Here is a 25,866-nt window from a genome sequence, read left to right as displayed (position 1 = left end):
CGGACCGCGCATGGACATCGGGCACCCACGCGACGTCGACCCGTCGATTACGGGCCAGCCGCACCAGGTGACGGGCAAGGTTCCCGACCTGATGGGCAACAACCGAGGACGCCTGGTAACCGGGTGGACATGCCGGCGGCGGTACGAGTACTCGTACCGCCGCAACCCTTGTCCGGGCCCGCAAACCCTGTCCGGGCGCGCAACCCCTGTCTGAGCCCGGACGACCCCGTCTCGACAGGCCCCTACGCGGCGCCGCGCTGCAGCGCCTCGCACACCGCCGTCGACTCCCGCGCGCCCAGCCCCGCGGCCCGGCCGCAGTGGGCGATCCAGGCCGCCACTCCCTCCGGGGTCCCGGAGACATAGCCCTCCAGGGCCGCCAGATACGCCGCCCGGCCCTGCTCGGCGTGGCCGACCTCGGCGGGGCACACCGACTTCGGGTCCAGGCCGCTGCCGATCAGGACGATCCGCTCCGCCGCGCGGGCGACCAGTCCGTTGTGGGAGGTGAACGGCCTGATCGCGAGGAGTTCACCGTGCACGACGGCGGCGGTCACCAGGGCGGGCGCGGAACCGCCCGCCACGATCAGGTCCGCCAGCCCCTCCAGTCGGCCGTGCGCCTCCTCGGCGCCCGGCAGCTCCAGCTCCACGAGCGGCTCGTCGACCGGCTCCCCCGGCTGCCGCGGGCGCCCCACCCGCTCTCCCTCGTCAGCGGCGGCCACCAGGTGCAGCCGGGCCAGCACCCGCAACGGCGACTGCCGCCACACGGACAGCAACTGCCCCGCCTCGGCGGTCAGCCGCAGCGCCGCGCCCACCGTGCGCGCCTCACCCTCGACACCGAAGTCGGAGCGGCGGCGCACCTCCTCCAAGGCCCAGTCGGCACCGGCGAGCGCCGCCGAGCCGCGGGCGCCGCGCAACGCCGCCTCGGAGGTGACCGCGTGGCTGCGGCGGCGCATGATCCGGTGTCCGTAGACCCGGTCCACGGCCTTGCGCACGGACTCCACGGACTCGGCCACGCCGGGCAGCGCGCCGAGCGCCGCGAGAGGATCCCCTGTCGTACTCATGGGTACGACCCTACGCATCCGGGCCCCACACCCCTCGAAGGAGTGGTCTTCCTCACCCCTGTGCGACACCCGGAGCGATAACGCCACTACCCTTCGTGAACATGAAAATTGCTTTCGTCGGGAAGGGCGGCAGCGGCAAGACCACGCTGTCCTCCCTGCTCGTCCGCCATCTCGCCACCACCGGCGCACCCGTCCTGGCGATCGACGCCGACATCAACCAGCATCTGGGCGCCGCGCTCGGACTGGACGAGGCACGGGCGGCGGAGCTGCCCGCGATGGGTGCGCACCTCACGCTCATCAAGGAGTACCTGCGCGGCACCAACCCGCGGATCGCCTCCGCCGGGACGATGATCAAGACCACTCCGCCCGGCGAGGGCTCCCGGCTGTTGCGGCTGCGCGAGGACAACCCCGTCTGGGGGGCCTGCGCCCGGCCGGTGGAACTCGGGCCGGACACCGTCCGTTTGATGGTCACCGGGCCGTTCACCGAGGCCGACCTGGGAGTCGCCTGCTACCACTCCAAGACGGGAGCGGTGGAGCTGTGTCTCAACCACCTCATCGACGGCCCGGACGAATACGTCGTCGTGGACATGACGGCGGGCTCCGACTCGTTCGCCTCCGGCCTGTTCACCCGCTTCGACATCACGTTCCTCGTCGCCGAGCCGACCCGGAAGGGGGTCTCCGTCTACCGCCAGTACAAGGAGTACGCCCGCGACCACGGCGTCACCGTCAAGGTCGTCGGCAACAAGGTGCAGGGACAGGACGACCTCGACTTCCTGCGCGCCGAGGTCGGCGAGGACCTGCTGGTGACGGTCGGCCACTCGGACTGGGTGCGCGCCATGGAGAAGGGCGGGCCGTCCCGGTTCGAGTTCCTTGAGGACGCCAACCGCCGTGCGCTGCGCCTGCTGCACACGGCCGCCGACGTGACGTACGGCCTGCGGGACCCGGAGCGCTACACGCGCCAGATGACGCACTTCCACCTGAAGAACGCCCGCGCCTGGGGCGACGAGCGCACCGGGGCCGACCTGGCGGCGCAGGTCGACCCCGGCTTCGTCCTCGGCGAGGCGGTCACCGCGTCCACCCCTGGGTGACCGAGGAACCCAGGAAGCCGAGCCGAGGAGTACGGATGGGGTTCCCGGCGGCTACCGTCCGGCCGCCGGCGCCCCGGGCACGCCCTTGGGTGCCGGAGCGGGATCGGCCGAGAGGAAGGACGTCCAGCCCTTCTTCGGCGCCTCGCCGACACCCAGCGTGCGCAGCTTCTTCAGCGTCTTCGGGTCCTGGGCGTCCAGCCAGTCCGCGAGCCCGCGGAAGGAGACGCAGCGCACCTCCTCCTTGGTGCACACCTCCTCGACGACCTCCTCGACGGCCCGCATGTAGGCACCGCCGTTCCACGACTCGAAGTGGTTGCCGATGATCAGCGGGGCGCGGTTGCCGTCGTAGGCACGTTCGAATCCCTGGAGCAGGCCGTCGCGCATCTGGTCGCCCCAGAAGTCGTGCTTGGCGGGGTCGCCCTGGGTGCTGGTGCCGGACTGGTTGACCATGAAGTTGTAGTCCATGGTGAGCTGCTCGTAGGAGTGCCCGGGAAACGGCACGAGCTGCATCGACAGGTCCCACAGGCCGTTCGTCCGCTTCGGCCACACCTGGTCGTTGACGCCGCTGCTGTCGTAGCGCAGGCCCAGTTCGGCCGCGGCCTTGGTGAAGTTCTCCTGGCCCTCCAGACACGGCGTGCGGGCGCCGATCAGCTCCTTGTCGTAGTCGAAGGGCAGCGGCGCGGCGGTCTTGGCGCCGGTGTTGGTCCGCCAGGTCTTGACGAAACGTTTGGCCTGGGCGATCTCGTCCTTCCAGTCCTCCACCGACCAGTCGCCGACCCCGCCGTCGGCGCCGCAGAAGTGGCCGTTGAAGTGGGTGCCGATCTCGTTGCCCTCCTGCCAGGCCAGGCGGAGCTGCTTCACGGTCTCGGCGATTCCCTCCGCGTCGTTGAAGCCGATGTCGGAGCTGCCCGGGGAGTGCCGCGGCGGCCGGTACTGGTCCCGCTCCTCCTCCGGCAGGAGGTACACACCGCTCAGGAAGTAGGTCATCGTCGCGTTGTTCGCCTTGGCCACCTCGCGGAAGTGCGAGAACAGCTCCTGACTGTCCTCGCCCGCGCCGTCCCAGGAGAACACCACGAACTGCGGGGGCTTCTGACCGGGTCTGAGTCGCTCGGGCGCGGTCAGGTGCGGCTGGAGCCCGGTGTACGCGGTGGAGCCGTCGCCGATCAGCCGCACCGCCTTCCCGGGCGCCGGGGCGTTCCCGGCCTTCTGCGGGCCGTGCGCCCCGTCCCCGGAGTCGTCGCCGGTTCCGCAGCCGGCGAGCGATACGGCGCAGACCGCGGCGATCACGGTGCCCGCGGCGATCCTGTGGGTGGCGGCCATGTTCCGCCCACCTTCTTCCTTCTCTCGGGCCAACGCCGGTGAGGGCGATGTCGGGTGCAGTGCCGGACGTGCCGTCGGCGCGCACAAGGCTGCATCCCGACCCGGAAGGAATTAGTACGACAAGCCGATCAAATGCTCGATTCACCCTTTAGGGCATTTCGTTGCTCCATATGCGGGCAAAAGCTATGCCTGACCTTTACTTTCCATTACGATCTATTTACTCAGCGCGACAAAAGCGCGCCCACGCATCCCGCCGCTGTACGCCGTGACCCACGGCCGCGAACAACCCCCGCCCCGGCGGGACCCCCACCAACGCGACCGCGCAGCCCCGGAGGAGACGGGAAAACATGTCTGCCTGCGTCCCCACCCGAGCCGACTCGAACAGCGCCCAGCACGTCCACCCGCCCCACAGCCCGCCGAAGAGCCCGCACCGACGCTTCCGCGTCGCGGGCGCCGACGTGTCCGCCGCGATCGCGGTCTTCCTGATCGCCCTTCCCCTGTCCCTGGGCATCGCCCTGGCCACCGGCGCCCCGCTCCAGGCCGGCCTCGTCGCCGCCGCCGTGGGCGGCATCGTCGCCGGACGGCTCGGCGGCTGCCCGCTCCAGGTCAGCGGGCCCGCCGCCGGACTCACGGTGGTCACCGCCGACCTCATCCACCAGTACGGATGGCGGACGACCTGCGCCATCACCGTGCTCGCCGGCCTCGCCCAGCTCGGCCTGGGCTGTCTGCGCGTGGCCCGCTCCGCGCTGGCCGTCAGCCCCGCCATCGTGCACGGCATGCTGGCCGGCATCGGCGTCACCATCGCCGTCGCCCAGTTGCACATCGTCCTCGGCGGCACCCCGCAGAGCGCCGTCCCCGACAACCTGCGGGCGCTGCCCGCCCAGTTGGCCGGTCTGCACGCGGCCGACGTGTCGGTCAGCGCGCTCACCCTCGGCGTACTGCTGCTGTGGCCGCGGCTGCCGGGCCGGGCCGGGAAGCTGCTGCGCGGGTTCCCGGCCCCGCTCGTCGCCGTCGCCCTGGCCACCGCCGTCGCGGCCGTCACCGGCCTCCGCCTGCCCAAGGTCGACCTGCCGTCCTGGAGCAGCCACGCCTTGGTCGCGCTGCCCGACGGCCCGGTGCTCGGTCTCGTCGCCGCCGTCCTCACCATCACCCTGGTGTGCAGCGTGCAGTCCCTGCTCGGGGCGGTCGCCGTGGACAAGATGGTCGCCGCCCGTCCCGACCTGTCCGGCCGCGTCCCGCGCGCCCGCCTCGACCGTGAACTGCTCGGCCAGGGCGCCTCCAACATCGCCTCCGGAGCCCTCGGCGGACTGCCCATCGCCGGCGTCGCCGTACGCAGCACCGCGAACGTCAACGCGGGGGCCGTCAGCCGGAACTCCACGATGCTGCACGGCGTTCTCGTGGTGATCGCCGCGTTGCTGATGGTCCCGGTCCTGGAGCTGATCCCGCTCGCCTCGCTCGCCGCCCTGGTGATGGCCGTCGGCATCCAGATGGTGTCCCTGAACCACATCCGCACGGTGACCCGCCACCGCGAGGTCAGGGTCTACGCGGTCACCACCTGCGGCGTGGTGACCCTCGGCGTCCTGGAGGGCGTCGCGCTGGGCGTCGCCGTCGCCGTCGCCGTCGCCCTGCACCGCCTGACCCGCACCCGCATCACCCACGACGAGAGAGAAGGAGTCCATCACGTCCACGTACGCGGCCAGTTGACGTTCCTCGCGGTGCCCCGGCTCAGCCGTGCGCTGCACCGCGTACCCCAAGGGGTCCACGCCGTCGTGGAACTGGACGGCTCCTTCATGGACCACGCGGCCTACGAGACGCTCCACGACTGGCAGCGGACGCACACCGCGCAGGGCGGCCGCGTCGACATCACCGGCCGCCGCCTCGGCACCCGCCTCTCCGAGCCCGCCGAGTCCGGGAACTGCCGCTGCCGCCCCTGGACCGCCTGGCGCAACCACCAGTGCGAACACCCCCGGCCCGCCCCCGCCACCGGCGACCGCCCGCGGACGTCCGGCGGGCGCAGCGGCCGGGAGCTGGCCCGCGGCATCAGCACCTTCCAGCGCAACACCGCCCCACTGGTCCGCGACGAGCTGGCCCGGCTGGCCCGCGAGGGTCAGCAGCCCTCCCAGCTCTTCCTCACCTGCGCCGACTCACGACTGGTCACCTCGATGATCACCTCCAGTGGCCCCGGTGACCTCTTCGTGGTGCGCAACGTGGGCAACTTCGTGCCGCTGCCCGGCGCGGTGAGCGGCGACGATTCGGTGGCCGCCGCGATCGAGTACGCGGTGGACGTGCTGAAGGTGCGGTCCATCACGGTGTGCGGGCACTCCGGGTGCGGCGCCATGCAGGCGCTGCTCAGCTCCGAACCCGGGAGCACGCGGACGCCGTTGAAGCGGTGGCTGCGGCACGGACAGCCGAGTCTGCGGCGAATGGCCGAGGACGACGGTGACTGGGCCCCGCTGGCCGGACGGCGGCCCGCCGACGCCATCGAGCGGCTCAGCCTGACCAACGTCGTCGAGCAGCTCGCCCATCTGCGCGCCCACGACTCGGTCGCCCGCGCCCTGCGGGAGGGCACGCTGGAGCTGCACGGCATGTACTTCCATGTCGGTGAGGCCCAGGCGTATCTGCTCACCGAGGACGAGGGTGGAGGGGTCTTCGACCTCGTGCCGGAGGCGGAACTGCTCGCCTGAGAGCCGGCCGCGCCCGGCCCCGACGACCAGGACCGGGCACGGCCGGGCCTGACCAGGCGTGACCTGTGAAAAACCGGGAAGGGCTGAACTCCGGCAGCCCGGCGTCCGTGGGTACAGACGACGGACTCACGACGGACTTACGACGGACTCACGGCGCACTCACGAGGCACTCGCGACGGACTCACGAGGCACTCGCGACGCACTCGCGAGGCACTGATGGCGTGGTTGCGGCGATTCACGACGTGGTCGCGGCGTGGGGACAGGGCTCCGGCAGAGGTCTACACCAATTTGCGGTCGACCCTTGTCAGCGGAGCGCCCGGTCTGATGAGGTGTGGCCTGGGACACAACGGGCGCCCCGGCAAAGCACCGCAAGGGAGATGTCTTGAGCAACGAGAGCCTGGCCAACCTTCTGAAGGAGGAGCGACGCTTCGCGCCGCCCGCCGACCTGGCGGCCGACGCCAACGTCACGGCGGCGGCGTACGAACAGGCCAAGGCTGACCGGCTCGGCTTCTGGGCCGAGCAGGCCCGCCGTCTGACCTGGGCGAAGGAGCCGACCGAGACGCTGGACTGGTCGAACCCGCCGTTCGCCAAATGGTTCAAGGACGGCACGCTCAACGTCGCGTACAACTGCGTGGACCGGCATGTGGAGGCCGGACACGGCGACCGCGTCGCGATCCACTTCGAGGGCGAGCCGGGCGACAGCCGGGCCCTCACCTACGCAGAGCTGAAGGACGAGGTCTCCAGGGCCGCCAACGCCCTGCTGGAGCTCGGCGTGCGCAAGGGCGACCGGGTCGCCGTCTACATGCCGATGATCCCGGAGACGGCGATCGCGATGCTGGCCTGCGCCCGTATCGGCGCCGCCCACTCGGTGGTCTTCGGCGGCTTCTCGGCGGACGCGCTCGCCACCCGCATCCAGGACGCCGACGCCCGCGTCGTCATCACCTCTGACGGCGGTTACCGCCGGGGCAAGCCGTCCGCGCTCAAGCCGGCCGTCGACGAGGCGGTCGAGCGGGCCGGCATCGTCGAGCACGTGCTGGTCGTGCGGCGCACCGGCCAGGAGGTCGCCTGGGACGACACCCGGGACGTGTGGTGGCACGAGGCGGTCGGCCGGCAGTCCGCCGCGCACACGCCGGAGGCGTTCGACGCCGAGCACCCGCTCTTCATCCTGTACACGTCGGGGACGACGGGTAAGCCCAAGGGCATCCTGCACACCTCGGGCGGCTACCTGACCCAGACGGCGTACACGCACTGGGCGGTCTTCGATCTCAAGCCCGACACCGACGTCTTCTGGTGCACCGCCGACGTCGGCTGGGTCACCGGGCACTCGTACATCGTCTACGGCCCGCTGGCCAACGGTGCCACCCAGGTCATGTACGAGGGCACGCCCGACACCCCGCACCAGGGCCGGTTCTGGGAGATCGTGCAGAAGTACGGCGTATCGATCCTCTACACCGCGCCCACCGCGATCCGGACGTTCATGAAGTGGGGCGACGACATCCCCGCCGAGTACGACCTGTCCTCGCTGCGCGTCCTCGGCTCGGTCGGCGAGCCGATCAACCCCGAGGCGTGGGTCTGGTACCGGAAGAACATCGGCGCGGACCGCACCCCGGTCGTCGACACCTGGTGGCAGACCGAGACCGGCGCGATGATGATCTCGCCGCTGCCGGGCGTCACCGAGGCCAAGCCCGGTTCCGCCCAGCGCCCGCTGCCCGGCATCTCCGCCACCGTCGTGGACGACGAGGCGAACGAGGTACCGAACGGCGGCGGCGGTTACCTGGTCCTCACCGAGCCCTGGCCGTCGATGCTCCGCACCATCTGGGGTGACGATCAGCGTTTCCTCGACACGTACTGGTCGCGCTTCGAGGGCAGGTACTTCGCCGGCGACGGCGCCAAGAAGGACGACGACGGCGACATCTGGCTGCTCGGCCGGGTGGACGACGTGATGCTGGTCTCCGGGCACAACATCTCCACCACCGAGGTCGAGTCCGCCCTCGTCTCCCACCCGTCGGTGGCCGAGGCGGCCGTGGTCGGCGCGGCCGACGAGACCACCGGGCAGGCCATCGTCGCCTTCGTCATCCTGCGCGGCACCGCGGAGGAGACCGAGAGCCTGGTGGCCGACCTGCGCGCACACGTCGGCACCGCGCTCGGTCCGATCGCCAAGCCGAAGCGGATCCTGCCGGTGGCCGAACTGCCGAAGACCCGCTCGGGCAAGATCATGCGCCGGCTGCTGCGGGACGTGGCGGAGAACCGCGAGCTGGGCGACGTCACCACCCTGACCGACAGCACGGTGATGTCCCTCATCCAGGACAAGCTCCCGGCGACCGCCGGCGAGGACTGACCCGCCCGGACCACCGGACAGACACCGGACCGCTGGACCACCGGACGGACACCGGACCACCGGCTCGGAGGGCACCCGGCACGCCGGGTGCCCTCCGCCACGCCCGGGGTACCTGCCGTGTCGGGGGCACTGGCCATGTCCGGGGCACCGCCGGGCCCGCCCACCCCGCGTTGGGTAGGGTGAGGACCGCGTAAGAACTTCACACGAACCCTCATGGCGCGCCGGGAAGTCTGGTCGGCACACGATCCGTGCTGCCCATCGACCGGAGGCCTCCCGTGACCGCGCCCCGCACCCCCCGCACCCCCCGCAGCCTTCTCGGCCGTCTCTCCCTGCCCGAGCGGAACTACCTCGCGGAGGCGCTGCGCACCGAAACGGTCGGCGGCGTCCTGCTCCTCGCCGCCGCCGTCGCCGCACTCGTCTGGGCGAACCTGCCCGCGCTGGGCGACAGCTACGAGCGCGTCAGCGACTTCCACCTCGGCCCCGCCGCCCTCGGCCTCGACCTGTCCCTCGCGCACTGGGCCGCCGACGGGCTCCTCGCCGTCTTCTTCTTCGTGGCCGGCATCGAACTGAAACGCGAACTGGTCGCCGGGGACCTGAAGGACCCGAAGGCGGCCGCGCTGCCCGTGGTGGCGGCGCTGTGCGGGATGGCCGCCCCCGCGCTCGTCTACACCCTCGTCAACACCGCGGGCGGCGGCTCCCTGGCGGGCTGGGCCGTGCCCACCGCCACCGACATCGCCTTCGCGCTGGCCGTGCTCGCCGTCATCGGCACCTCCCTGCCGAGCGCCCTGCGCGCGTTCCTGCTCACCCTCGCCGTGGTCGACGACCTGTTCGCGATCCTGATCATCGCGGTCTTCTTCACCAGCGACCTGAACTTCGCCGCGCTCGGCGGCGCGGCGGTGGGCCTCGCCGTCTTCTGGCTGCTGCTGCGCAACGGCGTACGCGGCTGGTACGTGTACGTGCCGCTCGCGCTCGTCGTCTGGGCGCTGATGTACAACAGCGGCATCCACGCCACCATCGCCGGTGTCGCGATGGGCCTGATGCTGCGCTGCCACCGTCACGAGGACGAGGAGCACTCCCCGGGCGAGCGCGTCGAGCACCTCGTGCGCCCCTTGTCGGCGGGCCTGGCCGTGCCGCTGTTCGCGCTGTTCAGCGCAGGAGTCAGCGTCTCGGGCGGGGTGCTCGCCGAGGTGTTCACCCGGCCGGAGACGCTCGGCGTGGTGCTCGGGCTCGTCGCCGGCAAGACACTCGGCGTCTTCGGCGGCACCTGGCTGACGGCCCGTTTCACCAGGGCCTCCCTCAGTGACGACCTCACCTGGCCCGACGTGTTCGCCGCGGCGACGCTGGCCGGCATCGGCTTCACCGTCTCGCTGCTCATCGGCGAGTTGGCCTTCGAGGGCGACGCCGCGCTGACCGACGAGGTGAAGGCGGCCGTCCTGGCCGGCTCCGTCGTCGCGGCCCTGCTGGCGACGGTGCTGCTGAAACTGCGGAACGCCAAGTACCGCGCCCTGTACGAGCGGGAGGAGCGCGACGAGGACCTCAGCGGCGTCCCCGACGTGTACGAGGAGGATGACCCGGCGTACCACCTGCGCATGGCCGCCCGGTACGAGGAGAAGGCCGCCGAGCACCGCCGGATCGCGCGGGAGCAGCAGGCGGCGCGGCTTGCCGAAGTGGCGGGCGGGGCAGGCGAGGAGGGCGGCCGTCCGGCATGATCTGACGAGACGGTACAAAAGAGGGAACCGTACGCAGCAAATCCGCAGCAGAGCCCGTAGAAAAGGGAGACCGCGATGAGCGCACCCGACGGCAGCCCGGTCGGCGCCGAACGCACCATCGGCCAGCTTTTCGCCTCGGCGACCACCGATTTGTCGGCGCTCGTGCACGACGAGATCGCGCTAGCCAAGGCGCAGCTCAAGAACGACGTCAAGCGCGGCGCCACCAGCGGCGGCGCGTTCTCGCTGGCGGGCGCGGTGCTGCTGTTCTCACTGCCGATGCTGAGCTTCGCACTGGCGTACGGCATCCGCACCTGGAGCCACTGGAACATGGCGGTCTGCTTCCTGCTCTCCTTCGCGGCGAACGTGCTCGTCGCGGGTCTGCTGGCGCTGATCGGCATCGTCTTCGCGAAGAAGGCGAAGAAGGGCCGCGGCCCGCAGAAGGTCGCCGCCTCGGTGAAGCGGTCGGCGGGCGTGCTGCAGAACGCCAAGCCGCACCCGCGGCCCGAACTGCCGCAGGACCGGTCCCCGCACGCCATCGAGGCTGTGGCACGCTCGTCCTCATGACGGATCCCGCCACTCCACCGGCGCAGCCCTTCTCGGTCGTACGTCTCGACGTCCCCGGCGGGCGGGAGGTGACCCATCGGGACGTCGCCGCCAACGGCGCGCGCTTCCACATCGCCGAGCTGGGCGACGGACCGCTGGTGCTGCTGCTGCACGGCTTCCCGCAGTTCTGGTGGACCTGGCGGCACCAGCTCGGCGCGCTCGCCGACGCGGGTTTCCGGGCGGTCGCCATGGACCTGCGCGGCGTCGGCGGCAGCGACCGCACCCCGCGCGGTTACGACCCCGCGGGCCTCGCCCTGGACATCACCGGTGTGATCCGCTCGCTCGGCGAGCCGGACGCCGCGCTGGTCGGCCACGACCTCGGCGGCTACCTGGCCTGGACGGCCGCCGCGATGCGCCCCAAACTGGTACGGCGGCTCGCGGTGACCTCGATGCCGCACCCGCGCCGCTGGCGCTCCGCCATGCTGTCGGACGTGCGGCAGTCCCGGGCCAACTCCTACATCTGGGGGTTCCAGCGGCCCTGGATCCCCGAGCGGCAGCTCACCGCGGACGACGGCGCGCTCGTGGGCCGGCTGATCCGGGACTGGTCCGGGCCCCGGCCGCCGGAGGAGGAGGCGGTGGAGGTCTACCGCCGTGCCATGTGCGTCCCGTCCACCGCGCACTGCTCCATCGAGCCGTACCGCTGGATGGTCCGCTCCCTCGCCCGCCCCGACGGCATCCAGTTCAACCGCCGCATGAAGCGGCCGGTGCGGGTGCCGACCCTGCACCTGCACGGCTCGCTCGATCCCGTGCTGCGGACCCGGAGCGCGGCCGGCTCCGGCGAGTACGTGGAAGCCCCGTACCGCTGGCGGTTGTTCGACGGACTCGGCCACTTCCCGCACGAAGAGGATCCGGTCGCTTTCTCCACCGAATTGATCAATTGGCTGAAGGATCCCGAACCAGATCGGTAACCTCTCGATCACACCCGATACCTGGACCGGAACGCTTGTCCTACGAGCGGCCACATGCCCGGCGCATAGGCCAATTGGCCGCCCCGGGGGCGGTTATGGACCTTGGGCCGGGGGCAGACGTCCCGGTATGGGCTGGACGCACGACTACAACGACGTAGCACGCACTCGCCGCACCACGAGCGGCATGGTCCCCCACCCGCCAGGCGGCGCCTCGAAGCTCCAGGTCGTCGCCGACCCCCGGGTGGGTATCCCGCGCATCCTGCGCCGCCGCGCCCGCTGGGTCTCCGTACGTCTGCGCCATACCCGCGGCTGACCGGGCCCCCGCGTACGCCCGCCTCGCCTCACCCGCGCGGCCGGGCCGGCCCCCGCCTCACAGCGCGCAACTGTCGCTGTCGACCTGCTGGTTGGCGGTCCGGCCCTCGTCGATGTCCGCGCGGATCTCGTCGGCGGTGAGCGCGTAACCGGTCTGGGCGTCGTCCAGCGACTTGGCGAACACCACGCCGTAGACCTCGCCGTCGGCGGTGAGCAGCGGCCCGCCCGAGTTGCCCTGGCGGACGGTCGCGTAGAGGGAGTAGACGTCGCGGTGGACGGTGCCGCGGTGGTAGATGTCCGGGCCGTTGGCCTTGATGCGCCCGCGCAGGCGTGCCGCGCGGACGTCGTACGCCCCGTTCTCCGGGAAGCCGGCGACGATGGCGTCGTCGTTGATGTCCGCGTCCTCGTCGGAGAAGCGCAGCACGGGGGCGCGCAGCTCCGGCACGTCGAGGACGGCGATGTCGCGCCGCCAGTCGTAGAGGACGACCGTCGCGTCGTACTTGCGGCCCTCGCCGCCTATCTGCACGGTGGGCTCGTCGACGCCGCCCACGACGTGCGCGTTGGTCATCACCCGGCGGTCGTCGAAGACGAAGCCGGTGCCCTCCAGCACCTTGCCGCAACTGGGTGCGGTGCCCATGACCTTGACGATGGAGCGCTGGGCGCGGGCGGCGACGGGGCTGCCCGCGAGCGCCGGATCGGGCGGCAGGACGTCGGCGATCGGCTCGTCCGAGAAGGGGCTGAAGACCTGCGGGAAGCCGTTCTGCGCGAGGACGGAGGAGAAGTCGGCGAACCAGGTGTCGGCCTGGGTCGGCAGCGCGCGGGCCACGCCGTTGAGCACGTTGGACTGCCGGACCTCCTTGCCCAGCGTCGGCAGCGTGGTGCCGGCGATGGCGGAGCCGATCAGCCAGGCCACCAGCAGCATGGCGATCACGTTGACCAGGGCGCCGCCGGTCGCGTCCAGGGCGCGCGCCGGCGACCAGGTGATGTGGCGGCGCAGCTTGTTGCCGAGGTGGGTGGTGAGGGCCTGGCCGACGGAGGCGCAGACGATGATCACGACGACCGCGACGACCGCCGCGGTGGTGCTCACCTCCGCGTGGTCGGTCAGCAGGTCCCAGACGACGGGCAGCGCGTAGATGGCGACGAGACCGCCGCCGAGGAAGCCGATGACCGACAGGATGCCGACGACGAAGCCCTGGCGGTAGCCGACGACGGCGAACCAGACGGCGGCGACCAGCAACAGGATGTCCAGCACGTTCACCGCTCGTAGCCTCGCCTCGTCATTCCGCTCCCACCAGCACGGCCGCGGGCTTCGGGGACACCGCCCGTCCGCCGCGGCACGGCGACCACCTTGTCATGCACGCCAGTCCAGTGGGACCTGCCGGTCCGCGTCCCAGGGCCGCTCCCAGCCCGAGAAGTGCAGCAGGCGGTCGATGATTCCGGCGGTGAAGCCCCATACGAGGGCCGATTCGACCAGGAATGCCGGTCCTCGGTGGCCTGCGGGGTGCAGGGCGGTGGCCCGGTTGGCGGGGTCCGTGAGATCCGCCACGGGGACGGTGAAGACCCGCGCGGTCTCGTTCGGGTCGACGACGCCGACCGGGGTGGGCTGCCGCCACCAGCCGAGGACCGGGGTGACGACGAAGCCGCTGACGGGGATGTAGAGCTTGGGCAGCACGCCGAAGAGCTGCACGCCGGCCGGGTCGAGCCCGGTCTCCTCCTCGGCCTCGCGCAGGGCGGCCCGCAGTGGCCCGTCGCCCTGCGGGTCACCGTCCTCGGGGTCGAGGGCGCCGCCCGGGAAGGCGGGCTGCCCGGCGTGGGAGCGCAGCGAGCCGGCCCGTTCCATCAGGAGCAGCTCGGGGCCGCGCTCGCCCTCGCCGAAGAGGACCAGCACCGCCGACTGCCGCCCGCCGCCGTCCTCCGGCGGCAGGAAACGGCTCAGCTCGGCGGGCCGCACCGTCTGGGCGGCCCGCACCATCGGCTCCAGCCAGCCCGGCAGGCCCGACCGGTCCAGCACCGCACCCCGGATGTCGCTCGCGCGCGTCATCGCCACCCCCGTTCCTCCGTGTCCAACGTCCACCGCCGCCGAGATCGTTCCGTCACCCGGACCCCAGCGGCGGCGCCGGCCTGCCACCCGCGTCCAGATAGGCCTGCGGGGGCTTGAGCCGCTGGCCGGGGAAGCCGCCCTTCTCGTACTTGAGCAGCTTCTTCGCCTTCTCCGGGTCCGTCTCGCCCTCGCCGTACGCCGGGCAGAGCGGGGCGATGGGGCAGGCGCCGCAGGCGGGTTTGCGGGCGTGGCAGATGCGGCGGCCGTGCCAGATGACGTGGTGCGAGAGGTCGGTCCAGGCCTTCTTCGGGAACAGCGCGCCGACGGCGGTCTCGATCTTGCCCGGGTCGGTCTCGTCGGTCCACCGGAAGCGGCGCACCAGGCGCTGGAAGTGGGTGTCGACGGTGATGCCGGGGCGGCCGAAGGCGTTGCCGAGGACGACGAAGGCGGTTTTCCGGCCGACGCCGGGCAGCTTCACGAGGTCCTCCAGGCGGCCGGGGACCTCGCCGCCGAAGTCCTCGGCGAGGGCCGCGGAGAGTCCTATGACCGACCTGGTCTTGGCCCGGAAGAACCCGGTCGGGCGGAGGATCTCCTCCACCTCCAGCGGGTCGGCGGCGGCGAGGTCCGCCGGGGTGGGGTACTTCGCGAAGAGGGCCGGGGTGGTCTGGTTGACCCGCAGGTCGGTGGTCTGCGCGGACAGGACCGTGGCCACCACGAGCTGGAAGGGGTTCTCGAAGTCCAGCTCGGGGTGGGCGTAGGGGTAGACCTCCGCCAGTTCGCGGTCGATGCGACGGGCGCGGCGCACCAGGGCGGTACGCGACTCCCCGCGCGGCGGCGCGCTCGACGAAGACGCGGCGGCCGCGTCCGGCGCCGCTCCCCCGTCGGACGCGGCGGGCACGCCTGAAGCGGCAGGCGCGGCGGTCACCGCCCGCTTTGCCGCTCTCGCCGGTTTCCTACCGCCATCGGGGCTCCGTTCGCCCACAGCGGAATCACGACGTACAACCACCCGCCCAGCCCCCTCGGCCTGCGCTCTCACCGGCGATTTGGACACCCGGCCAAGGGTACGGGTCGGTACCGACATCCGTCCCGGACGATGAGGATCGGCGCCCAATTGGACCCCTGCCGCGTACCCCGGGACACGTGTACGGCATCCTTGTGACAGATCACACTGTTTGAACGGTCCCGCAAAACGGGCACTTCGGTCCCCTGGAACACCCGGGGAGCAAGCTCCCCTGAGCAGGTCGAATAGGAGAGAACTCGTGGACGACGTTCTGCGGCGCAACCCGCTCTTCGCGGCGCTCGACGACGAGCAGTCCACGGAGCTGCGCGCCTCCATGAGTGAGGTGACCCTCGCTCGCGGCGACTCGCTGTTCCACGAGGGGGACCCCGGCGACCGCCTGTACGTGGTCACCGAGGGCAAGGTGAAGCTGCACCGCACGTCCCCCGACGGACGCGAGAACATGCTGGCCGTCGTCGGCCCCAGCGAGCTGATCGGCGAGCTGTCGCTGTTCGACCCGGGCCCGCGCACGGCGACCGCCACCGCGCTGACCGAGGTCAAGCTGCTGGGCCTCGGCCACGGCGACCTCCAGCCCTGGCTCAACGTGCGGCCCGAGGTCGCCACCGCCCTGCTGCGCGCGGTCGCGCGCCGGCTGCGCAAGACCAACGACGCCATGTCGGACCTGGTCTTCTCGGACGTGCCGGGCCGCGTCGCACGCGCCCTGCTCGATCTGTCCCGCCGCTTCGGCGTGCAGTCCGAGGAGGGCATCCACGTGGTGCACGACCTGACCCAGGAGGAACTGGCCCAGCTCGTCGGCGCCTCCCGCGAGACGGTCAACAAGGCCCTCGCCGACTTCGCCCAGCGCGGCTGGCTCCGCCTGGAGGCACGCGCGGTGATCCTGCTGGACGTGGAGCGGCTCGCCAAGCGCTCCCGCTGACCTCCGCACGCATACGGGAAGGGGACCGGCCCGCGCCGGTCCCCTTCCCGCGTCTTCCCGCGGCCGCGGGCCAGGTATGAACCAGTCGTCCACGGACCCGGCGTGCGCCCGTCGCCTGTGGGCCCGGTGTGCGCCCGTCGTCCATGGCCTTGCGCGCCTGTCGTCTACGGGCCCTGTATGAGCCCGTGCTCGTCCAGGTACTCCAGTTGGGCCCGTACCGACAGCTCGGCGGCCGGCCACAGTGAGCGGTCCACATCCGCGTAGACGCGGGCGACGACCTCGGAGGGCGTCCGGCAGCCGTCCTCGACGGCCGTCTCCACCTGCGCGAGGCGACCGGCGCGGTGGGCGAGGTAGTACTCCACGACGCCCTGGGCGTCCTCCAGGACGGGCCCGTGGCCCGGCAGCACCGTGTGCACGCCGTCGTCGACCGTGAGCGACCTGAGCCGCCGCAGGGAGTCCAGGTAGTCGCCGAGCCGCCCGTCGGGGTGGGCGACGACGCTCGTGCCGCGCCCGAGGACCGTGTCGCCCGTCAGGACCGCCCGGTCGGCGGGCAGATGGAAGCTGAGCGAGTCCGCGGTGTGCCCAGGCGTCGGCACCACCCGCAGCTCCAGGCCGCCGGCGTGCACCACGTCACCGGCACCGAGGCCCTCGTCGCCCAGCCGCAGCGCCGGGTCCAGCGCGCGCACCTTCGTACGGGTCAGCTCGGCGAACCGGGCGGCTCCCTCGGCGTGGTCCGGGTGACCGTGCGTCAGCAGGGTCAGGGCGACCCGCCGGCCGGCCCGCTCGACGGTCCGCACGACCTCGCGCAGATGCCCCTCGTCCAACGGGCCCGGGTCGACCACCACGGCCAGCGCGGAGCCGGGCTCGGCGAGGATCCAGGTGTTGGTGCCGTCCAGGGTCATCGGCGAGGGGTTGGGGGCGAGGACCATGACGGCCCGTTCGGTGGCGGGGCCGTTCGCCACGCCGCCGCGCGGCTGTCCCGGCAGGGCGGTCGCGTCTGTCATGCGGGGGCTCCCCCGGTCGGTTCGGCCGCCGTGGGCGGCATCCGCTTGGTGAACTCGTCGTGGCCCGGCCAGGTGAGGACCAGCTCGTCGCCGTCCAGACGGGCCCGGGCCAGCACCGGCGCCAGGTCACGGGCGGGCGCCGCCGCCAGCGCCTCGGCCGCCGTGCCGTACGCCGTCAGCGGGCGCAGGGTCGCCACCGTCGGCGGCATCATCAGCAGCTCGCCCCGGTCGTAGCCGGCCGCGGCCTCGGCCGGGGTGAGCCACACCGTGCGGTCGGCCTCGGTGGAGGCGTTGCGGGTGCGCTGCCCCTCGGGGAGGGCCGCCACGAAGAACCACGTGTCGTAGCGGCGGCTCTCGAACTCCGGGGTGACCCAGCGCGCCCAGGCGCCCAGCAGGTCGGAACGGAGCACCAGGCCCCTGCGGTCCAGGAACTGTGCGAAGGACAGCTCACGGGCGACCAGGGCGGCCCGGTCGGCCTCCCAGTCGTCGCCGGTGGTGTCGCTCACCACCGAGTCGGCGCTCGGCCCGGCCAGCAGGACACCCGCCTCCTCGTACGTCTCCCGTACGGCCGCGCAGACGATCGCCTGGGCGCCGGAGGCGTCCACGCCGAGCCGGTCCGCCCACCACGCGCGCGTGGGGCCCGCCCAGGCGACCGCGTGATCGTCGTCGCGCGGGTCGACGCCGCCGCCCGGATAGGCGTACGCGCCCCCGGCGAACGCCATGGAGGCGCGGCGGCGCAGCAGGTGGACGGCTGGGCCGTCGCCGGTGTCCTTCAGGAGCAGGACGGTGGCCGCGCGTCTCGGCACGACCGGGGTGAGGTCGCCCGCGGCGAGCGCGCGGATGCGCGCGGGCCACTGCGGCGGGTACCACTGACCGTTCGCCATGGCCGGAGGCTATCCGGTGACGGGCGGATGTTCGAGGGGCCCCCGTACCCCGCCGGGTGCCGGGTGTCAGGTGGGCAGGGCGGAGAGCCAGTCGGTGAGGAGGCGGTTGGTCTCCTCGGGGCGCTCCTGCTGGAGCCAGTGGCCGCAGCCGTCGAGCAGGTGGGAGGCGGTCAGGCCGGGCAGGGTGGCCGGGTGGGCGGCGATCGCGTCGGAGAGCCAGGTGGTGGAGGCGTCCAGGGCGCCGCCGAGGAACAGGGACGGCTGCCGCACCGGGGCGCCGTGGTGCGCGGCGAGGTCGGCCCAGTCCCGGTCCATGTTCCGGTAGCGGTTCAGGGCCCCGGTCAGGCCGGTCCGCTCGAACTCCCCGGCGTAGACGTCGAGGTCCTCCTCACTGAGCCAGGACGGCAGCCGGCCGGCCGGGAACCGCTCGCGCAGGGTGCCGCCGCGGGCGACGAAGTGCGGGTCGGGGGCGTCGGGCGGCGGCATGGTGCCGGCGGACAGGGCGGCGTAGAAGCCGGCGAGCCAGCCGCGCACGTCGGGCTCGATCTCGGCCTCGGCGCGGCCGGGCTGCTGGAAGTACGAGATGTAGAACTCCTGTTCGACATCGGGACCGCTCATCCCCGCGAAGACCTCGCTCGGCCGCGGGCCGCCCGGCGGCGTGTACGCCACGCTGAGCAGGCCGACCGCGCGGAAGACGTCGGGCCGCAGCAGCGCGGAGGTGGCGGCGATGCCCGCGCCCCAGTCGTGGCCCACGATCACCGCGGAGCGCTCGCCCAGCGCCTCCACCACGGCTACGTTGTCGGCCACCAGGTCGAGCATCCGGTACGCGGACGGGTCGGCGGGCCGGGAGGAGCGACCGTAGCCGCGGACGTCGAGGGCGGCGGCGCGGAAGCCGGCGGCGGCCAGCGCGGGGAGCTGGCGGCGCCAGGAGTACCAGGACTCGGGGAAACCGTGGACGAGCAGTACCAGCGGGCCGGTGCCCTGCTCCACCAGGTGGACGCGACCGGCCGGGCCGGGCAGCAGGCGGTGGACGGTTTCGGTGGCGGACGGCTGCGGCATGGGTCCTCCCGGGACTCGGAGATCGTTCGGGGTGCCCGGGACGGGACGGAGCCGCCGTCGGGCCGGACGAGACCGAGACCGTCAGCCCGGACACGGCTGTCGGACCGGCCACGGCCGTGTCCGGGCCGGACACGCGCCGTCAGGCCGGACAGGCGCCGTCACGCCGGGCCCGACCACCGGCGTCGACCGGTGGTGCGCGGTCGGTGCGCGGTCGGCGGTGCGGGGTCGGTGCACGGTCGGCGGTGCGCGGTCGGTGGGCGGTCGGCGTCCGGGGCACCCACAGCGATCCTGGGGTGCCCGCGACGGCCCGGGCCGGCTCTGTTGCCGACCCGGCAATAAACCTCCCCGGGCGACGCGTCGCGATCCGCTACGCCTGCGCCAGTTCCACCTGGATCTCGACCTCCACCGGCGCGTCCAGCGGCAGCACCGCCACGCCGACCGCGCTCCGCGCGTGCACGCCCTTCTCGCCGAGGACCTCGCCGAGCAGCTCGCTGGCACCGTTGAGCACGCCGGGCTGGCCGGTGAAGTCGGGGGCGGAGGCCACGAAGCCGGTGACCTTCACCACGCGTGCGACGCGGTCCAGGTCCCCGATGACGGATTTCACCGCGGCCAGGGCGTTCAGCGCGCAGGTCCGTGCCAGCTCCTTGGCCTCCTCGGCCGTGACCTCACCGCCCACCTTGCCGGTGACCGGCAGCGCCCCGTCGACCATCGGGAGCTGGCCGGCGGTGAAGACGTAGGGGCCGGAGCGCACGGCCGGCCGGTACGCGGCCAGCGGCGGCACGACCTCCGGCAGGGTGATGCCCAGCTCGGCGAGCCTTGCCTCCACCGCGCTCACGCCTGCTTCTCCCGCTTCAGGTAGGCGACGAGCTGCTCCGGATTGGGGCCGGGAACGACCTGGACGAGCTCCCAGCCGTCCTCGCCCCAGGTGTCCAGGATCTGCTTCGTGGCATGGACGAGCAGCGGCACGGTTGCGTATTCGTACTTGGTCATGCGGCCGACTGTATCCGCTGTTATCCACAGCCTCCCGCGTAGCCCGGGCGCGGACTGGTTACGCTCGAATACGTGAGCAGGCTCCAGGTCGTCAGCGGCAAGGGCGGTACCGGCAAGACCACGGTGGCCGCCGCCCTAGCGCTGGCCCTGGCCACGGAGGGGAAGCGAACGCTCCTCGTCGAGGTCGAGGGCCGGCAGGGCATCGCGCAGCTCTTCGAAACCGAAGCGCTGCCTTATGAGGAGCGGAAGATCGCCGTCGCTCCCGGGGGCGGGGAGGTGTACGCCCTCGCCATCGACGCCGAACGCGCCCTTCTGGACTACCTCCAGATGTTCTACAAACTCGGCAGCGCCGGCCGGGCCCTGAAGAAACTCGGCGCCATCGACTTCGCGACCACCATCGCGCCCGGGGTCCGGGACGTCCTGCTGACCGGCAAGGCGTGCGAGGCGGTCCGCCGCAAGGACCGCGCCGGACGGTTCGCCTACGACTACATCGTCATGGACGCGCCCCCCACCGGCCGCATCACGCGGTTCCTCAACGTCAACGACGAGGTGGCGGGGCTCGCGAAGATCGGCCCGATACACAATCAGGCACAGGCCGTGATGCGGGTGCTGAAGTCCCGCGAGACGGCCGTGCACCTGGTGACGCTGCTGGAGGAGATGCCGGTCCAGGAGACCGCGGACGGCATCGCCGAGCTGCGCTCCGCCAAGCTGCCGGTGGGCCGGGTCATCGTGAACATGGTGCGCCCGGAGGCGCTGGACGCCGCCGACCTGGACTTCGTACGGACCGTGCCGCGGCCCGCCCTGGCCCGGTCGCTGTCCGCCGCCGGGCTCGGCGGGGCGCGCCGCGGCGGACAGGCCGAGCGGCTGGTGGACCCGCTCCTCGACCAGGCCGCGGAGTACGCCGCGCGGTACGAGCTGGAGCAGGAGCAGCGGTCCGTGCTCGACGGGCTGGAGCTGCCGCTGCACGAGCTGCCACTGCTCGCCGAGGGCATGGAGCTGGCCGGCCTGTACGAACTCGCCCACGAGCTGCGGAAGCAGGGGATCGCATGAGTCCGGACCCGGCGCAGTCCCCGTCCCCGTCGCAGTCCCCGTCCCCGGCGCAGTCCCCGCCCCAGTCGCAGTCCCCGCCTCCGTCCCCGTCCCCGTCGCAGGAGGGCGCGCGGCGGCTGTCCGCCACGCGTGCGCTCGACGTCGATCCGCTGCTGAAGGACCCGAAGACCCGGATCGTCGTCTGCTGCGGCTCCGGCGGGGTCGGCAAGACCACCACGGCGGCGGCGCTGGGCCTGCGCGCCGCCGAGCACGGCCGCAAGGTGGTCGTGCTGACCATCGACCCGGCCCGCCGGCTCGCCCAGTCCATGGGCATCGACTCACTCGACAACACCCCGCGCCGGGTGAAGGGCGTCGACGACGCCGCGGGCGGCGAGCTGCACGCGATGATGCTCGACATGAAGCGCACCTTCGACGAGATCGTCGAGGCGCACGCGGATGCCGAGCGGGCCGCCGCGATCCTGGGAAACCCCTTCTACCAGTCGCTCTCGGCGGGCTTCGCGGGCACGCAGGAGTACATGGCGATGGAGAAGCTGGGGCAGTTGCGCTCCCGTGAGGAGTGGGACCTGATCGTCGTCGACACGCCGCCGTCCCGTTCGGCCCTGGACTTCCTGGACGCGCCCAAGCGCCTCGGCTCGTTCCTGGACGGCAAGCTGATCCGCCTGCTGCTGGCGCCGGCGAAGGTGGGCGGCCGGGCGGGCATGAAGTTCCTCAACGTCGGCATGTCGATGATGACGGGCGTGCTGGGGAAGGTCCTCGGCGGACAGTTCCTCAAGGACGTACAGACGTTCGTGGCGGCGATGGACTCGATGTTCGGCGGCTTCCGTACCCGCGCGGACGCGACGTACAAGCTGCTCCAGGCGCCGGGGACGGCGTTCCTCGTGGTGGCGGCGCCGGAGCGGGACGCGCTGCGGGAGGCCGCGTACTTCGTGCGGCGGCTGGCGGCCGAGGACATGCCGCTCGCCGGCCTGGTCCTCAACCGCGTCCACGGCAGCGGTGCGGCCCGGCTGTCGGCCGAGCGGGCGCTCGCCGCCGCGGAAAATCTTGAGGAAACCCGCATTGTGGATCAGGACGCCGGGAAAGCTGGTCTTCGTAACTCTCCCGAAAAGTATGGCAGTTCAGACGCGTACGACGCCCCGGACGATCCCGGTCCAGCGACTCCCGGCGACGGCTCCCCCGCCCCCGAGGACACCGGCACGGACGCGCACATCAGTGACGGGAACGTCAGTACGGACACAGGCGCGGGCACGGACACAGGCACGGGCACGGGTATCGACGGCGACGCCGAGCGCTCCGTCGACCAGCTCGCCGTGGGTCTGCTGCGGTTGCACGCCGACCGTATGCACCTGCTCACCCGGGAGCAGCGCACGCGTGACCGGTTCACCGCGCTCCACCCGGAGGTGGCGGTGGCCGAGGTGGCCGCGCTGCCCGGCGACGTGCACGACCTCGCGGGCCTGCGGGACATCGGTGACCGTCTCGCGACGGGACGCCAGGAGTTGCCCGACTCGCCGGTGTGACCTGCGCACGGTGCACGAGGCGCGTGCGATGCGCCCGGGACCGGCGGGAGGCGGGCTGCGAGAGATGCGCCGCGGGAGGTGGGCGGTGGCCGACCGGCCTGTTGCCTCAGACCACCGCGGCGAAGTTCTCGTACACCTCGTCGTCGTCGAGGGGCAGGATGCCGACCCCCCGCTCGTACTCCGTGCGCGCCGTCTCCAGGAGCCGGCGCCAGGAGGTCACGGTGGGCCGCCGGCGCAGCAGGGCGCGGCGCTCCCGCTCGGTCATGCCCCCCCACACGCCGAACTCCACCCGATTGTCCAGCGCGTCGGCCAGGCACTCGGTCCGCACCGGGCAGCCGGTGCACACCGCCTTGGCCCGGTTCTGCGCTGCTCCCTGCACGAACAGTTCATCCGGATCGGTAGTGCGGCAGGCGGCCTGCGCACTCCAGTCGGTTACCCAGCCCATACCGGCGCCGTCCTCTCCCGAATCGAGGCTCCCCCACGGCGGCAGCGGCATATTCACCGCCGCCAGTTGAGGACGTTACGGAAGGTGGGCACAGCGCAACACCCCCTTCGGGCCCAATCTTGAATGGCCCGAACGGACTATGGGTAAGCGGCAGATCACCCGGGGGAGTGACCTGGCGACATACGCGAACAACCCGGCAAAGGGTCTTTTTCCGTTGCGCCACAAGGGGCACCGACTGACACACAAGGCGGATTCGGACACGCGCCCCACATGCTCCGGCACGCGCCCGCACACCCCGGCACGCTCCACACGCGCCCCCGTGCGACCCTGCGCGCCTGTGATGTTCCGGTGGCGGGCATCACGACAGGATCACGACAGAAAGAAATTCGAGGAATCCGGAACGGAACGAGGCTGTCGGGCGTATTGATACATGGCCTCACGGCTGTGACAGTTGAGCGCAGCTTAGGCCAAGGCATATACGTGTGTCCGGCGAATGAGAACGTAGGCTGCCTCCATGGCAAAGAAGCGCTCGGGCGGTGGTCTGTCCCCCTCGCAACAGGCTGCCAAGTTCCTCGGTGTCAGTGTGCTCGCGGGAGCGGTGCTGGCGGGCATCGCCCTGCCCGCCGTGGGGGCGCTGGGGCTGGCCGCGAAGGGCTCGGTGGAGAGTTTCGACGAGCTGCCGGCCAACATGAAGACCCCGCCGCTGAGTCAGCGCACCAGCATCCTCGACGCCAAGGGCGGCACCATCGCGACGGTCTACTCGCGCGACCGCACGGTGGTCGGCCTCAAGCAGATCTCGCCGTACCTGCAGAAGGCGATCGTCGCCATCGAGGACTCGCGCTTCTACCAGCACGGGGCGGTCGACCTGAAGGGCGTGCTGCGCGCCCTGAACAAGAACGCGCGCAGCGGCGGCGTCTCCGAGGGCGCCTCCACCCTCACCCAGCAGTACGTGAAGAACGTCTTCGTCGAGGAGGCCGGCGACGACCCGACGAAGGTCGCCCAGGCCACCCAGCAGACCATCGGCCGGAAGATCCGCGAGCTGAAGTACGCGATCCAGGTCGAGGAGGAGCTGGGCAAGAAGAAGATCCTGGAGAACTACCTGAACATCACGTTCTTCGGGCAACAGGCGTACGGCGTCGAGGCCGCCGCCCAGCGTTACTTCTCCAAGCACGCCAAGGACCTCACCCTCCCCGAGTCCGCCCTGCTGGCCGGCATCGTCCAGTCGCCCAGCCGGTACGACCCGGTCAACGACGAGGCCGAGGCCACCAAGCGGCGCAACACCGTGCTCGAACGCATGGCCGAGGTCGGTGACATCTCGCGGGCGGAGTCCGCCGAGGCGCGGCGGGCACCGCTCGGCCTGAAGGTGAGCCAGCCGAAGAACGGCTGCATCACGGCCGTGAGCGGCGCCGGCTTCTTCTGCGACTACGTGCGCGAGGTCTTCCTGAGCGACCCGGTCTTCGGCAAGACCCAGGAGGCCCGGGCCAAGGTCTGGAACCAGGGCGGCCTGACCATCCGCACCACCCTCGACCCGCGGGCCCAGCAGTCGGCCCAGGACTCGATCAAGACCCACGTCAACAAGAGCGACGACGTGGCGACCGCCGCCACGATCGTGGAGCCCGGCACCGGCAAGATCCTCGCCATGGGCCAGTCCCGTCCGTACGGCTTCGGCAAGAACGAGACGCAGATCAACCTCTCGGTGAACCAGTCGATGGGTGGCGGCGCCGGATACCAGCCCGGTTCGACGTTCAAGCCGATCGTGGCGGCCGCCGCCATCGAGGGCGGTACGGCGGCGACGAAGACGTACCCCTCGCCGTACAAGATGGACTACCCGAGCCCGGTCGCGGCCTGTGACGGCAAGACCTGGAGCGAGAAGAACGTCCCGGTCGAGAACGAGAACGAGTCCGAGGTCGGCCCGTACGGCATGAAGGAGGCGACCGCGAAGTCGGTCAACACCTACTACGTGCAGCTCATCAGCGACATCGGCATCTGCCCGGTGACCGAGATGGCGCAGAAGATGGGCGTCGAGCGGGCCGACGGCGACAAGATCACGCAGGCTCCCTCCATCGCCCTGGGCACCCAGGAGATGTCCCCGCTGACCATGGCGAACGCGTACGCCACCTTCGCCTCGCGCGGGATGTACTGCACGCCGATCGCCATCGAGTCGATCAGCCGTCGCGTCGGCCAGCAGTCCAAGTCCCTGAGCGTCCCGAAGTCCACCTGCTCCCGCGCCATGTCGGAGACGACCGCCGACACCATCAACACGCTGCTGAAGGGCGTGGTCGAGGACGGTACGGGTACGGAGGCCGGGCTCGGCAGCCGTCCGAGCGCGGGCAAGACCGGTACGACGGACTTCCGCTACGCCGCCTGGTTCGTCGGCTACACGCCGAACATGGCGGGCGCGGTCTGGGTCGGCGACCCCGCGCACAAGCGGCAGATGGTCGACATCACCATCGGCGGCGTCTGGCACGACAAGGTCTTCGGCGGTGAGGTCCCCGGACCGATCTGGCGCGACATGATGACCGGCGCACTGGAGGGCAAGCAGGTCGCCGACTTCTCCCTCGTCGACATCCCGGACACCCCCGAGAAGGAGCCGGGCCGCGACGACAACGACGACGGCGGCAACGGCGACGACAACGGCGACAACGGCGACAACGGCACCAGTACCGGCAATGCGAACGGCGGCCCCGGGACCGGCGACGGCGGGACCAGCGACGGCGGCACCGGTGACGGCGGGACCGGCGGTGACGACGACGAGAACTTCCTGGGCGGCGACTGGGGCGATCTGTTCCAGGGGCAGGACAACGGGGGCGGAGGCTGGGGGAACTGAGCCCGATCTCGGTCCCGGTCCCGGTACTTCACCCTCGCCCGGTCCCGTTCCCGGTCCCGGTCCTTCGCCCTCGCCCGGCCCCGTTCCCCCTTCCCGAC

The 25,866-nt window shown here is 71.9% G+C and carries 22 protein-coding genes; 11 read left to right on the top strand and 11 right to left on the bottom strand.

Going from position 1 to position 25,866, the window contains the following annotated elements:
* Nucleotides 1-242: 242 nt before the first annotated feature.
* Nucleotides 243-1,058 (bottom strand): Fic family protein, encoded by an 816-nt coding sequence (locus ABEB00_RS12835; RefSeq protein WP_345619570.1) that lies wholly within the window; start codon nt 1,056-1,058, stop codon nt 243-245.
* 101 nt (nt 1,059-1,159) lie between these two features.
* On the opposite strand from ABEB00_RS12835, the gene ABEB00_RS12830 reads away from it, so the two are divergent.
* Entirely contained in the window at nt 1,160-2,146 is a 987-nt protein-coding gene (locus ABEB00_RS12830; RefSeq protein WP_345619569.1) for an ATP-binding protein, read from the top strand.
* Between the two features lie 51 nt (nt 2,147-2,197).
* Here the strand turns inward: ABEB00_RS12830 and ABEB00_RS12825 are convergent, their stop codons facing one another.
* Complete coding sequence (locus ABEB00_RS12825; protein WP_345619568.1) at nt 2,198-3,466, bottom strand: polysaccharide deacetylase family protein; 1,269 nt, start codon at nt 3,464-3,466, stop codon at nt 2,198-2,200.
* Nucleotides 3,467-3,813: 347 nt separating this feature from the next.
* Between ABEB00_RS12825 and ABEB00_RS12820 the strand changes: the two genes are divergently transcribed.
* The 6 genes from ABEB00_RS12820 to ABEB00_RS12795 all read left to right on the top strand — a co-directional run bounded on the left by ABEB00_RS12820 (nt 3,814) and on the right by ABEB00_RS12795 (nt 12,021).
* Nucleotides 3,814-6,150: a bifunctional SulP family inorganic anion transporter/carbonic anhydrase gene (locus ABEB00_RS12820; protein ID WP_345619567.1), complete on the top strand. Its 2,337-nt coding sequence runs from the start codon at nt 3,814-3,816 to the stop codon at nt 6,148-6,150.
* A 382-nt stretch (nt 6,151-6,532) separates the two neighbouring features.
* A complete protein-coding gene (gene acs / locus ABEB00_RS12815) occupies nt 6,533-8,488 on the top strand; it encodes an acetate--CoA ligase (protein ID WP_345619566.1) in 1,956 nt (651 codons plus the stop codon).
* Nucleotides 8,489-8,763: 275 nt separating this feature from the next.
* On the top strand, nt 8,764-10,197 hold the full coding sequence (nhaA, locus tag ABEB00_RS12810) for a Na+/H+ antiporter NhaA (protein ID WP_345619564.1): 1,434 nt from the start codon (nt 8,764-8,766) through the stop codon (nt 10,195-10,197).
* Between the two features lie 75 nt (nt 10,198-10,272).
* The gene (locus ABEB00_RS12805; RefSeq protein WP_345619563.1) at nt 10,273-10,761 is read left to right on the top strand and encodes a phage holin family protein; all 489 of its coding nucleotides are present in this window, start codon (nt 10,273-10,275) and stop codon (nt 10,759-10,761) included.
* Nucleotides 10,758-11,708 carry an alpha/beta fold hydrolase gene (locus ABEB00_RS12800; protein WP_345619561.1) on the top strand — a complete coding sequence of 317 codons (951 nt, stop codon included), beginning with the start codon at nt 10,758-10,760 and terminating at the stop codon, nt 11,706-11,708. Before ABEB00_RS12805 ends, ABEB00_RS12800 begins: the two co-directional genes overlap by 4 nt.
* Before the next feature lie 127 nt (nt 11,709-11,835).
* The gene (locus tag ABEB00_RS12795; RefSeq protein ID WP_345619559.1) at nt 11,836-12,021 is read left to right on the top strand and encodes a hypothetical protein; all 186 of its coding nucleotides are present in this window, start codon (nt 11,836-11,838) and stop codon (nt 12,019-12,021) included.
* A gap of 57 nt (nt 12,022-12,078) precedes the next feature.
* On the opposite strand, the gene ABEB00_RS12790 is transcribed toward ABEB00_RS12795, so the two are convergent.
* The 3 genes from ABEB00_RS12790 to nth form a co-directional block, all read right to left on the bottom strand.
* Nucleotides 12,079-13,278, bottom strand: a complete 1,200-nt coding sequence (locus ABEB00_RS12790; protein ID WP_345619557.1) for a MarP family serine protease — start codon at nt 13,276-13,278, stop codon at nt 12,079-12,081.
* 93 nt (nt 13,279-13,371) lie between these two features.
* Complete coding sequence (locus ABEB00_RS12785; protein ID WP_345619555.1) at nt 13,372-14,061, bottom strand: NUDIX hydrolase; 690 nt, start codon at nt 14,059-14,061, stop codon at nt 13,372-13,374.
* A gap of 52 nt (nt 14,062-14,113) precedes the next feature.
* Entirely contained in the window at nt 14,114-15,067 is a 954-nt protein-coding gene (gene nth / locus ABEB00_RS12780) for an endonuclease III (RefSeq protein WP_345619553.1), read from the bottom strand.
* A gap of 253 nt (nt 15,068-15,320) precedes the next feature.
* Here nth and ABEB00_RS12775 point away from each other — a divergent pair, with 253 nt between their 5' ends.
* On the top strand, nt 15,321-15,995 hold the full coding sequence (locus tag ABEB00_RS12775; protein ID WP_345619552.1) for a Crp/Fnr family transcriptional regulator: 675 nt from the start codon (nt 15,321-15,323) through the stop codon (nt 15,993-15,995).
* 164 nt (nt 15,996-16,159) lie between these two features.
* Here the strand turns inward: ABEB00_RS12775 and ABEB00_RS12770 are convergent, their stop codons facing one another.
* From ABEB00_RS12770 to sp36, 5 genes are all read right to left on the bottom strand, one after another.
* On the bottom strand, nt 16,160-16,999 hold the full coding sequence (locus ABEB00_RS12770; protein WP_345619550.1) for an MBL fold metallo-hydrolase: 840 nt from the start codon (nt 16,997-16,999) through the stop codon (nt 16,160-16,162).
* On the bottom strand, nt 16,996-17,883 hold the full coding sequence (locus ABEB00_RS12765; protein ID WP_345619548.1) for an NUDIX hydrolase: 888 nt from the start codon (nt 17,881-17,883) through the stop codon (nt 16,996-16,998). Before ABEB00_RS12765 ends, ABEB00_RS12770 begins: the two co-directional genes overlap by 4 nt.
* A 66-nt stretch (nt 17,884-17,949) precedes the next feature.
* A complete protein-coding gene (locus ABEB00_RS12760; protein WP_345619546.1) occupies nt 17,950-18,942 on the bottom strand; it encodes an alpha/beta fold hydrolase in 993 nt (330 codons plus the stop codon).
* 367 nt (nt 18,943-19,309) lie between these two features.
* Nucleotides 19,310-19,777: a RidA family protein gene (locus ABEB00_RS12755; protein ID WP_345619544.1), complete on the bottom strand. Its 468-nt coding sequence runs from the start codon at nt 19,775-19,777 to the stop codon at nt 19,310-19,312.
* Nucleotides 19,774-19,932 (bottom strand): Sp36 family protein, encoded by a 159-nt coding sequence (gene sp36 / locus ABEB00_RS12750; protein ID WP_345619542.1) that lies wholly within the window; start codon nt 19,930-19,932, stop codon nt 19,774-19,776. Before sp36 ends, ABEB00_RS12755 begins: the two co-directional genes overlap by 4 nt.
* Nucleotides 19,933-20,004: 72 nt before the next feature.
* On the opposite strand from sp36, the gene bagA reads away from it, so the two are divergent.
* Together bagA and bagB are read left to right on the top strand one after the other, a co-directional pair.
* Entirely contained in the window at nt 20,005-20,982 is a 978-nt protein-coding gene (bagA, locus tag ABEB00_RS12745; RefSeq protein ID WP_345619540.1) for an ATPase BagA, read from the top strand.
* Nucleotides 20,979-22,496 carry an ATPase BagB gene (gene bagB, locus ABEB00_RS12740; protein WP_345619539.1) on the top strand — a complete coding sequence of 506 codons (1,518 nt, stop codon included), beginning with the start codon at nt 20,979-20,981 and terminating at the stop codon, nt 22,494-22,496. The genes bagA and bagB overlap by 4 nt, the downstream gene beginning before the upstream one ends.
* A gap of 106 nt (nt 22,497-22,602) precedes the next feature.
* On the opposite strand, the gene wblA is transcribed toward bagB, so the two are convergent.
* On the bottom strand, nt 22,603-22,941 hold the full coding sequence (gene wblA, locus ABEB00_RS12735; protein ID WP_345619538.1) for a transcriptional regulator WblA: 339 nt from the start codon (nt 22,939-22,941) through the stop codon (nt 22,603-22,605).
* 514 nt (nt 22,942-23,455) lie between these two features.
* Here wblA and ABEB00_RS12730 point away from each other — a divergent pair.
* On the top strand, nt 23,456-25,768 hold the full coding sequence (locus tag ABEB00_RS12730; protein WP_345619536.1) for a transglycosylase domain-containing protein: 2,313 nt from the start codon (nt 23,456-23,458) through the stop codon (nt 25,766-25,768).
* Nucleotides 25,769-25,866 lie beyond the last annotated feature (98 nt).

This window comes from Streptomyces ziwulingensis, from assembly GCF_039542605.1.
GTDB lineage: Bacteria > Actinomycetota > Actinomycetes > Streptomycetales > Streptomycetaceae > Streptomyces > Streptomyces ziwulingensis.
This window is presented reverse-complemented; position numbering and strand designations above follow the sequence as displayed.

What these genes read in the sequence shown, in the direction of transcription:
- ABEB00_RS12730 (WP_345619536.1), top strand. Translation starts at nt 23,456, where the DNA reads ATGGCAAAGAAGCGCTCGGGCGGTGGTCTGTCCCCCTCGCAACAGGCT.
- sp36 (WP_345619542.1), bottom strand. Translation starts at nt 19,932, where the DNA reads ATGACCAAGTACGAATACGCAACCGTGCCGCTGCTCGTCCATGCCACG.
- ABEB00_RS12835 (WP_345619570.1), bottom strand. Translation starts at nt 1,058, where the DNA reads ATGAGTACGACAGGGGATCCTCTCGCGGCGCTCGGCGCGCTGCCCGGC.
- ABEB00_RS12800 (WP_345619561.1), top strand. Translation starts at nt 10,758, where the DNA reads ATGACGGATCCCGCCACTCCACCGGCGCAGCCCTTCTCGGTCGTACGT.
- ABEB00_RS12795 (WP_345619559.1), top strand. Translation starts at nt 11,836, where the DNA reads ATGGGCTGGACGCACGACTACAACGACGTAGCACGCACTCGCCGCACC.
- wblA (WP_345619538.1), bottom strand. Translation starts at nt 22,941, where the DNA reads ATGGGCTGGGTAACCGACTGGAGTGCGCAGGCCGCCTGCCGCACTACC.
- ABEB00_RS12770 (WP_345619550.1), bottom strand. Translation starts at nt 16,999, where the DNA reads ATGACAGACGCGACCGCCCTGCCGGGACAGCCGCGCGGCGGCGTGGCG.
- ABEB00_RS12820 (WP_345619567.1), top strand. Translation starts at nt 3,814, where the DNA reads ATGTCTGCCTGCGTCCCCACCCGAGCCGACTCGAACAGCGCCCAGCAC.
- ABEB00_RS12805 (WP_345619563.1), top strand. Translation starts at nt 10,273, where the DNA reads ATGAGCGCACCCGACGGCAGCCCGGTCGGCGCCGAACGCACCATCGGC.
- ABEB00_RS12825 (WP_345619568.1), bottom strand. Translation starts at nt 3,466, where the DNA reads ATGGCCGCCACCCACAGGATCGCCGCGGGCACCGTGATCGCCGCGGTC.
- ABEB00_RS12765 (WP_345619548.1), bottom strand. Translation starts at nt 17,883, where the DNA reads ATGGCGAACGGTCAGTGGTACCCGCCGCAGTGGCCCGCGCGCATCCGC.
- ABEB00_RS12785 (WP_345619555.1), bottom strand. Translation starts at nt 14,061, where the DNA reads ATGACGCGCGCGAGCGACATCCGGGGTGCGGTGCTGGACCGGTCGGGC.
- bagB (WP_345619539.1), top strand. Translation starts at nt 20,979, where the DNA reads ATGAGTCCGGACCCGGCGCAGTCCCCGTCCCCGTCGCAGTCCCCGTCC.
- ABEB00_RS12830 (WP_345619569.1), top strand. Translation starts at nt 1,160, where the DNA reads ATGAAAATTGCTTTCGTCGGGAAGGGCGGCAGCGGCAAGACCACGCTG.
- ABEB00_RS12760 (WP_345619546.1), bottom strand. Translation starts at nt 18,942, where the DNA reads ATGCCGCAGCCGTCCGCCACCGAAACCGTCCACCGCCTGCTGCCCGGC.